The sequence below is a fragment of the Aeromonas sp. R3-1 genome, assembly GCF_040908345.1.
In the GTDB taxonomy this organism is placed as follows: Bacteria; Pseudomonadota; Gammaproteobacteria; order Enterobacterales; family Aeromonadaceae; genus Aeromonas; species Aeromonas veronii.
Genome location: NZ_JBFODN010000204.1, coordinates 1 through 8,226 on the forward strand (window position 1 = coordinate 1; position 8,226 = coordinate 8,226).

Genomic DNA, 8,226 nt, shown 5'->3' on the forward strand with positions numbered 1-8,226 from the left:
CGCCATCGCGGCTCATAGAGCATAAAAAGAGGCCACCCCACGGGGTGGCCTCTTGTTTTTTGGGATGGCTGGCGAGCCGTATTTCCCAAAATCGCCCCCCGAGAAATAGTGGTCGATAAGCACTCTTCCCTTATCTCTGCTTTCACCTCTCCCCTTGCCTTTCCCTGGCTCCCTTCTAGCCTCTCCCCTCCTCAGCCCAGCACTCACACAGAGCGCCAAACTGGCTGAAATGGCAGCAATCCGGCGTCAGCGGTGTGATGTTTCTCACGCTTTGTCCGCGAAAGCGCAAAAACTAGGAAAATTTCCTAGCCCCACTAGGGATGGCTCTCAAGCCATTTTTTGCCCCTCTTATTAGAGTCACCTCACCTGATGTCGTGACCCGCACCGCGACGGGCAATGCACCCCGTCATCCCGTGCCGGGCCCGGGTTTATATGGATGGAACGTCGAGCGCAGCAACGGCTGACAGCCCCGACGTTCCGTTCCCCCTTCCGTGGCGTGACCTCGAACAACCTATCTACAAATGAGGGGCGCGGCGGAAATACCGTCTATCTCGCAGAGGATGAACGAAGATGTTGAAATTGCTCCAACAGGTCCGGGTCCCCACCCTCGACCTGCCGGTCGAAGCCCGGCGCAAGCTCTGGTTCAAGCCGTTTATGCAATCTTATCTGGTTGTATTTATTGGCTATTTGACCATGTATCTGATCCGCAAGAACTTCAACATTGCGCAAAATGACATGATCCAGGAGTACGGTCTCTCCATGACCGAGCTTGGCATGATCGGCCTTGGCTTCTCCATCACCTACGGGGTGGGCAAGACCATCGTCTCCTACTACGCCGATGGCAAGAACACCAAGCAGTTCCTGCCGCTGATGCTGATCCTCTCCGCGCTGTGCATGCTGGGCTTCAGTGCCAGCATGGGCGGCACCGGTTTCAGCCTCTACTTCATGATCTTCTTCTATGCGCTGAGCGGTTTCTTCCAGAGCTGTGGCGGTTCGTGCAGCTACTCCACCATCACCAAGTGGACCCCTCGCAACAAGCGCGGCACCTATCTGGGCATGTGGAACCTCTCCCACAACGTGGGCGGTGCCGGTGCGGCCGGTGTGGCGCTGTTCGGTGCCAACTACCTGTTTGATGGCAACGTGCTCGGCATGTTTATCTTCCCCTCCATCATCGCCCTGATCGTCGGCTTTATCGGCCTGCGCTTTGGTAGCGATTCACCGGAAGCCTATGGCCTTGGCAAGGTGGAAGAGCTGTTTGACGAAGTGGCGAGCGAAGAGGATATCGCCACCGAGGAGCAGCAGCTGACCAAGTGGCAGATCTTCGTGAAGTACGTGCTGCTCAACAAGGTGATCTGGCTGCTCTGCTTTGCCAACATCTTCCTCTACGTGGTGCGTATCGGTATCGACCAGTGGTCTACCGTCTATGCCCACCAGGAGCTGGGCTTCTCCAAAGACGTGGCTATTCAGGGCTTTACCTTCTTCGAAGTGGGCGCACTGGTCGGCACCCTGATGTGGGGTTACCTCTCCGATCTGGCCAACGGCCGTCGTGGTCTGGTTGCCTGTGTGGCACTGGCGCTGATCATCGCGACTCTGGGTCTCTACCAGCATGCGACCACCCAGTTTATGTTCCTGGGCTCCCTGTTCACCCTGGGCTTCCTGGTGTTTGGTCCGCAACTGCTGATCGGCGTCGCCGCCGTGGGCTTCGTCCCCAAGCAGGGCATCAGTGTGGCCGATGGCGTCAAGGGCACCTTCGCTTACCTGATTGGTGACAGCTTCGCCAAACTGGGTCTGGGCATGATCGCCGATGGCACCCCCATCTTCGGTCTGACCGGCTGGACCGGCACCTTCGCGGCGCTGGACATCGCAGCCGCCGCCTGTCTGGTACTGATGGGTTGTGTCGCGGTCGCCGAAGAGCGCAAGATCCGCCGCATCAAGCGCGAACTGAAAGCCGCCGAGCTGGCCGCACAGACCGCCTGATAGCCATAACAACAGACGCAGATTGTTCAGGGCCACCCACAGGGGTGGCCCTTGTTGTTTGGAGCAACCAGACACCCGACTGGCCCGGCATGAGCTTGCACTGCCGTTCAAGGGACGGGCATATCCCCATCAAGATCCCACTTTTCATATGGACTTTTGGTAAAAGCCCCCCGCTGGCGCTATCTTGTTGCTCCCCCTTGTCAGCATCACAGAGAGCAGATGAAGATCGTCGCCGTCACCGCTTGCCCGACCGGTATCGCCCATACCTATATGGCTGCCGATGCCCTGCAAAAAGCCGCCACTGGGCTGGGACTCAAGATCAAGGTCGAGACACAGGGCGCCATGGGCATGGAGAACATGCTGACCGCCCGCGATATTGCCAGCGCCGACCTAGTGCTGATTGCCTCCGATATCGAGATTGAGCAGAAAGAGCGCTTCCTCGGCTGCACCATCCATCAGGTGAGACTGGAAACCGTGCTGCTGGATGCCAACGCCGTACTCAAGGCCCTGCCGATCCCGGCCTGATGCTGACCCGCGAAATCACCTTCTACTGCCAGCAGGGGTTGAGCATCACCCAGGCCAAGCAGTTGAACCGGCTGGCGGGGATGTTCAAATCCACCATCCGCTGCGCCAACCTCACCCGGCGTCAGACCGTTGCCGCAAGCAACCAGCTCTCCCTGTTGACCCTCGCCACCCGGCCAGGCGATCTCTGCCAGTTGCAGATCGAAGGGTGCGATGCCGAGCTCGCCCACATGGCCTTTACCTGCTGGTGCGGCGAACTGGGTCAACCGCTGGTGCGCCAGCGCACCGCCGCGCTGGCGGAGTTGCGACTGGCAAATGCCCTACCCGACTACCATTTTGCCCTGCGCCAGCTGGCCCACAGCACCGAACCGCTGACCAAGGCCGAAGCGCTCGAGCATCTGATCGATCTGCTGCCCGCCGAGCTGGTCACCGACCGCGCCACACTGACCGCCGCGGTAGAGCGGCGCGAGCAGGTCTCGGCCACCATCATCCGCCCCGGCCTTGCCATGCCCCATGTATTGAGCGAAGGGATCAGCCAGCCAGCGCTGACCCTGCTCAATTGCAAGGAGCCCATCGAGTGGGGCTCTCAAATCGGGCCGGTGCAGACCATTATTCTGCTGGCGGTGCCGGTTGGTAGCGGACGGGAGACCCTGCGCCCCCTCACCCGACTGGCGCAGGCGATGATCGACGATGTGGTCAGCCACGCCCTGCTGTTGGCGGGCTCGCCCCCCGCCCGTCAGGCTATCGTGATCGAGAGCCTGCTGAGCTAGGCGAATTGGCTCTGGGCGCTGCTTGCTGTAACGCCAGCCATTCATCCTGCCCTCAGCACCCTGTGGTACACTCGCTGCCATCGTCTGTCTGAAGTGTGTATCCGATGAAATCTCCCCGCTCCCGTCTCTCTGTCAGCCGCGCGCCGCGCGATAACGCCCCGCGCACGGCGGCCAAACCAGCCGCACCCCGCCATGCATCCCCCCGCAAACCAGAGCTGGCCCCAGAGGATCGCAAATTGCTCCTGCTGAACAAGCCCTACATGGTGCTCTGCCAGTTCACCGACGAGGCGGGCCGCGAGACCCTCAAGGATTACATCAAAGAGCCCGGCATCTATGCCGCAGGGCGGCTCGATCGCGACAGCGAGGGGCTGCTGCTGCTCACCAACGATGGCAAGCTGCAAGCGCGCCTCACCCAGCCGGGGGAAAAGACCCCCAAGACCTATTGGGTGCAGGTGGAAGGCGTGCCGAGCGAAGAGAAACTGGCCGCCCTGCGCGCCGGTGTCGAGCTCAATGACGGCATGACCCTGCCCGCCGGGGCGCGCATCATGGATGAACCTGCGGTGTGGCCGCGCAATCCGCCGATCCGCGAGCGCAAGGAGATCCCCACCAGCTGGCTGGAGATCAAGATCATCGAGGGGCGCAACCGGCAGGTACGGCGGATGACCGCCCATATCGGCCACCCCACCTTGCGCCTTATTCGCTACGCCATCGGCGACTGGACGTTAGATGGTCTGGCACCCGGCGAGAGCCACAGCCTGCCCGCCCCCGAGCTGGCGCCGCTCTCCAACAGCCGCCCGCGCCTCTCCTCATCCCGTTCAGGCGCTCATACCGCCAAACCGGCCAAACCGGCAGGGGAGGCACCACGGCGGCCCAGCCAGCCGAGACGGGACGAACGCCCCCGCAGCACTCACCCAACCGAGCGCGCAGCCACGAACCCGACCGGCGGCAAACCCCGCAGCAGCGGGCGAGGAACGGCACGCCGACCCGCCCGTGCGGGCAATCCCAATAGCAGCGACAAGGAGTCATGATGAGCAATCAGGCAGAGCAATCGACCACCAGCCACGCCCGCATGGAGGCGCGCCTGACGGTCGCCGCCCTGGTGCAGTGGCAGGGGCGCTTTCTGGTGGTGGAAGAGGAGATAAAAGGCCAGCGCCGTTTCAACCAGCCCGCCGGCCATGTGGAGCCGGGGGAAAACCTGCTTGAAGCGGCTTGCCGCGAGCTGAAAGAGGAGACGGGTCTGACCGCCACGCCGACGGCCTGGCTTGGTACCTATCTGTTCAAACCGGCCGACAGCGAAGCCACCTATGTGCGCACCGCCATCATCTTCGACCTTGAAAAAGCGCCGGGTCAGCACCATCCAGAGGATCCTGACGGCGATGTGCTGGCTTGCCACTGGCTTACGCTGGAAGAAATAGCGGAATGCAAACCGGCCCTGCGCAGCCCCTTGGTGTGGCAGTGCATTCAGGATTATCTGGCGGGGACACGGCTGCCGCTCTCGGCCCTCAAGGCCTTTATCTGAGGCCATTTGACACTCTGTTTTCGGCAACAAATGCCAACAATAGAAAAACGATTTCCTGCTGTCAGGCTCCTGATGGGAACTGCGGCATGGATATGTGACCGGGGGCGCAAAACTCTGGTAGAATACGCCCCGTTTAAACGAACTGGTAACTTCGACTAATGACAGACAACAGCCAAATCAAGGTGATCGTCGGCATGTCCGGCGGCGTGGATTCTTCCGTCTCGGCCTACCTGCTCCAGCAGCAGGGCTATCAGGTCGAAGGCTTGTTCATGAAGAACTGGGAAGAAGACGACACGGACGAGTACTGCTCTGCCGCCCAGGATTTGGCTGATGCCAAGGCCGTCTGCGACAAGCTGGGGATGAAACTCCACACCATCAACTTCGCGGCCGAGTACTGGGACAATGTGTTCGAGCACTTCCTCGAAGAGTACAAGGCTGGCCGCACGCCAAACCCCGATATCCTTTGCAACAAGGAGATCAAGTTCAAGGCGTTCCTCGAATTTGCCGCCGAAGAGCTGGGTGCCACCTACATCGCCACCGGCCACTATGTGCGCCGTGACGACAGCACCGGCCGCCCGCGACTGCTGCGCGGTCTCGATACCAACAAGGATCAGAGCTACTTCCTCTATACCCTGAGCGAGAAGCAAGTGGGTCAGAGCCTGTTCCCGGTTGGCGATCTGGAGAAGCCGGAGGTGCGCCGCATCGCCGAGCAGCTCGATCTCATCACCGCCAAGAAGAAAGACTCCACCGGCATCTGCTTTATCGGCGAGCGCAAGTTCAAGGACTTCCTGGCCAAGTTCCTGCCCGCCCAGCCCGGTAAAATCGAGACCGTGGATGGCAAGGTGATCGGCGAGCATCAGGGTCTGATGTATCACACCCTGGGCCAGCGCAAGGGGCTCGGCATCGGTGGTCGCAAAGATGCCACCGAAGAGGCCTGGTATGTGGTCGACAAAGAGGTCGAGCGCAACGTGCTGGTGGTGGCGCAGGGCGAGCATCCTCGCCTCTACTCCGATGGCCTGATTGCCAGCCAGTTGCACTGGGTGGATCGCACCCCCATTCGCGAGCCGCGTCGCTGCACCGTCAAGACCCGCTACCGCCAGCAGGATATCCCCTGCCTGATCCAGCCCATCGACGACGAGACCATCCGGGTCATCTTCGACGAGAAGCAGGCTGCAGTGACCCCGGGCCAGTCCGCCGTCTTCTACGACGGGGAAGTGTGTCTGGGCGGCGGCATCATCGAACAACGTTTCAGCCATCCGGTTTGAATCCTTAACAGAAGGCAGCAGACGTGAGCGATAAATTCCAAGACAGAACCATGGCCTTTGCCGGCATCTGCCAGGCCGCGTATCTGGTGCAGAAGGTGGCCCGAGACGGCAGCTGTGACGAGGCCGCCCTGCGCGAGAGCCTCTCCAGCATTCTGGTGACCAACCCGAGCCAACCGCTCGAGGTGTTCAACAACACCCATCTGGCCATTCGCGACGGCTACCGCGCGCTGGTCGAGCAGCTGGGTGCCGACGGCAGCCAGAAGAATGCCGAGCTGACCCGCTACGTGGTGAGCCTGATTGCGCTGGAGCGCAAGCTGGCCAAGCGCAAGGACATTCTCAATATGCTGGGTGAGCGGATCAGCCAGATTGGCCGCCAGCAACAGCACTTCGATCTGCTCGACGAGCAGATTTTGGCCAACATGGCGAGCATCTACAGCGATCTTATCAGCCCCATCGGGCCGCGCATCCAGGTGGCGGGTACCCCGCTGTTCCTGCAGCAGCCGCTGGTGCAGCACAAGGTGCGCGCCCTGCTGCTGGCAGGCATTCGTGCCTGCGTGCTGTGGCGTCAGCTCGGTGGCAGCCGCACCCAGATCATCTTCGCTCGCAAGAAGATGGTGGAGCTGGCCAAACGTTACTAATCATCGGCTCGCGCGCGGGCAAGCGAGGTCAACATCAGGGTGAACAGCCGCACATCAGCCTTGATACACCCCGACCGGCGCGCAAGTGAATACGGATCCCCCACACAAATCATCAGGAGTTCACCCCATGGAGCTGTCCGCGCTGACTGCTGTTTCCCCGATTGACGGTCGTTATGGCGACAAGGCCGATGCCCTGCGCCCTATCTTCTCCGAATTCGGCCTGCTGCGTTTTCGCGTCGAAGTCGAGGTGCGCTGGTTGCAAAAACTGGCCAGCCACGCCGGGATCCCGGAAGTCCCTGCCCTGAGCGCGGCCGCCAACGCCCTGCTCGATGGCATCGTCAGCAACTTCAACGAGAGTGACGCCGCCCGCATCAAACAGATCGAGCGCACCACCAACCATGATGTGAAAGCGGTGGAGTACTTCCTCAAGGAGAAAGTCGAAGTGAACCCGGAGCTGGCGGCTGTCAGCGAGTTCATCCACTTCGCCTGCACCTCGGAAGACATCAACAACAACTCCCACGGTCTGATGCTGAAAACCGCTCGCGAAGAGGTCATCAAGCCTTATTGCGAGAAGCTGATCAGCGAGATCAAGCGTCTGGCCCACGAGTACCGTGACATGCCGCTGCTCTCCCGTACCCACGGTCAGCCGGCGACCCCGAGCACCATGGGCAAGGAGATGGCCAACGTCGCCTACCGTCTGGAGCGCCAGTTCAAGCAGATCATGGCGGTGGAGATCCTCGGCAAGATCAACGGTGCGGTCGGCAACTACAACGCCCACCTCAGCGCCTACCCGGATGTGGACTGGCACCAGTTCTCCGAGGAGTTTGTTACCTCCCTGGGTCTGACCTGGAACCCCTACACCACCCAGATCGAGCCGCACGACTATATCGCCGAGCTGTTCGACGCCATGGCCCGCTTCAACACCATCCTGATCGACTTCGACCGCGATGTGTGGGGTTACATCTCCCTGGGTCACTTCAAGCAGCGCACCATCGCGGGGGAAATCGGCTCCTCCACCATGCCGCACAAGGTCAACCCCATCGACTTCGAGAACTCCGAAGGCAATCTGGGTCTGGCCAACGCCGTGTTCCAGCATCTGGCGAGCAAGCTGCCCATCTCCCGCTGGCAGCGTGATCTGACCGACTCGACCGTGCTGCGCAACCTGGGTGTGGCGGTGGGTTACTCCCTGATTGCCTATCAGGCGACCCTCAAGGGTATCTCCAAGCTGGAAGCCAACGACGCCGCCATGGCCGCCGATCTGGATGCCAACTGGGAAGTGCTGGCCGAGCCGATCCAGACCGTGATGCGCCGCTACGGTATCGAGAAGCCCTACGAGAAGCTCAAGGAGCTGACCCGTGGTCGCCGCGTCGATGCCGAAGGGATGCGTACCTTTATCGACACCCTGGAGCTGCCGGAAGCGGTCAAGGTTGAGCTGAAGAAGCTGACCCCGGCCAACTACATCGGTGACGCCCAGCGTTTGGTTGACCTGCTGAAATAAGCGGATAAATGACACCACCGGGGCCCTGTGCATGATC

At 61.1% G+C, this 8,226-nt stretch carries 8 protein-coding genes; all 8 read left to right on the forward strand.

Features of this window, described 5'->3' with window-relative positions:
* Positions 1–570 precede the first annotated feature (570 nt).
* Complete coding sequence (gene uhpT, locus AB5Y85_RS13060; RefSeq protein WP_005353611.1) at positions 571–1,977, forward strand: hexose-6-phosphate:phosphate antiporter; 1,407 nt, start codon at positions 571–573, stop codon at positions 1,975–1,977.
* Between the two features lie 219 nt (positions 1,978–2,196).
* Positions 2,197–2,502 carry a PTS fructose transporter subunit IIB gene (locus AB5Y85_RS13065; RefSeq protein ID WP_005334611.1) on the forward strand — a complete coding sequence of 102 codons (306 nt, stop codon included), beginning with the start codon at positions 2,197–2,199 and terminating at the stop codon, positions 2,500–2,502.
* Positions 2,502–3,269 carry a PTS sugar transporter subunit IIA gene (locus AB5Y85_RS13070; RefSeq protein WP_257687283.1) on the forward strand — a complete coding sequence of 256 codons (768 nt, stop codon included), beginning with the start codon at positions 2,502–2,504 and terminating at the stop codon, positions 3,267–3,269. The genes AB5Y85_RS13065 and AB5Y85_RS13070 overlap by 1 nt, the downstream gene beginning before the upstream one ends.
* A gap of 104 nt (positions 3,270–3,373) precedes the next feature.
* A complete protein-coding gene (gene rluE, locus AB5Y85_RS13075; protein WP_257687282.1) occupies positions 3,374–4,297 on the forward strand; it encodes a 23S rRNA pseudouridine(2457) synthase RluE in 924 nt (307 codons plus the stop codon).
* A complete protein-coding gene (locus tag AB5Y85_RS13080) occupies positions 4,297–4,788 on the forward strand; it encodes an NUDIX hydrolase (RefSeq protein WP_042082454.1) in 492 nt (163 codons plus the stop codon). The genes rluE and AB5Y85_RS13080 overlap by 1 nt, the downstream gene beginning before the upstream one ends.
* A 158-nt stretch (positions 4,789–4,946) precedes the next feature.
* Positions 4,947–6,053 (forward strand): tRNA 2-thiouridine(34) synthase MnmA, encoded by a 1,107-nt coding sequence (mnmA, locus tag AB5Y85_RS13085; RefSeq protein WP_005353619.1) that lies wholly within the window; start codon positions 4,947–4,949, stop codon positions 6,051–6,053.
* A 23-nt stretch (positions 6,054–6,076) separates the two neighbouring features.
* Entirely contained in the window at positions 6,077–6,691 is a 615-nt protein-coding gene (hflD, locus tag AB5Y85_RS13090; RefSeq protein ID WP_005334622.1) for a high frequency lysogenization protein HflD, read from the forward strand.
* Positions 6,692–6,818: 127 nt separating this feature from the next.
* Complete coding sequence (purB, locus tag AB5Y85_RS13095; RefSeq protein WP_088868772.1) at positions 6,819–8,189, forward strand: adenylosuccinate lyase; 1,371 nt, start codon at positions 6,819–6,821, stop codon at positions 8,187–8,189.
* The last annotated feature ends 37 nt before the right edge of the window (positions 8,190–8,226 follow it).